Genomic DNA, 964 nt, shown 5'->3' with positions numbered 1-964 from the left:
GCGAGCTGGCCCGCCTCAAAGAAGAGAATGAGATTTTAAAAAAAGCGGCAGCGTACTTCGCGCGGGAGTTGTCGTGAAGTACGCCTGGATAGAGGGCATGTCCGGCCACAGTGTGCGCACGATGTGTCGAGCGTTACGCGTATCGCCCAGTGGCTACTACGCCTGGAAAACTCGGAAGCCCAGCGCACGCCGACTCGCCAACGATCAACTGATCGCTCGCATGGAAGCCCTCCATCGCGAAAATCACGAAGCCTACGGCTCGGAGCGCCTTTGGCGAGCACTCAAGCAGCAAGGCGAGCACTGCGGCCGGCATCGGGTTCGTCGCCTGCGTTGCGAACAGGGAATTCGTAGCCGTCGTCGTCTGCGGTACCTGCGCACCAAGAGTCCCTATCAACGCGTACCAACGGCACCCAATCGTCTCGGTTGGCCGTTCGCAAGCCCGGAGCCCGATCATGTCTGGGTCGCTGATATCACTTTCATACCCACGCGCCAGGGATGGGTCTATCTGGCTGCCGTTTTGGACCTTTGCAGCCGCCGCATCGTGGGCTGGGCCATGAGTGATCGCGCCGACCAGGCACTCGCCAGTGATGCGCTGGCGATGGCGCTAGGGCGCCGCTGCCCTGCCAAGGGCGCGATCCATCACAGCGATCAAGGCTCTCAATACACCAGCAAGCTTTATCAGCAACAACTACAAGACGCTGGCCTTACGGCCAGCATGAGCCGAAAGGGCATGCCCTACGACAACGCGGTCATGGAGAGCTTCTTTGCCTCCTTGAAACACGAGTTGACACACCATCAGTCCTTCCCGGATCGCGACTCAGCACGGACCCAGATCTTCCAGTACATCGAGATCTTCTATAACCGCAAACGCTTGCATAGCAGTCTCGGGTATCAATCTCCGGACAGCTTTGAGCGTACGCTTACGGTGACGATTTAAACCGTCCGAGGAATCGGGGGTAGTCCA

At 58.9% G+C, this 964-nt stretch carries 1 pseudogene; it reads left to right on the top strand.

What is annotated here, in order from left to right:
• Nucleotides 1–49 precede the first annotated feature (49 nt).
• A pseudogene (locus tag KK141_RS22865) lies at nt 50–937 on the top strand (IS3 family transposase); the annotation flags it as partial.
• Nucleotides 938–964 lie beyond the last annotated feature (27 nt).

It is taken from the genome of Dyella sp. LX-66 (assembly GCF_018599165.1).
Lineage (GTDB): Bacteria > Pseudomonadota > Gammaproteobacteria > Xanthomonadales > Rhodanobacteraceae > Dyella_D > Dyella_D marensis.
This window is presented reverse-complemented; position numbering and strand designations above follow the sequence as displayed.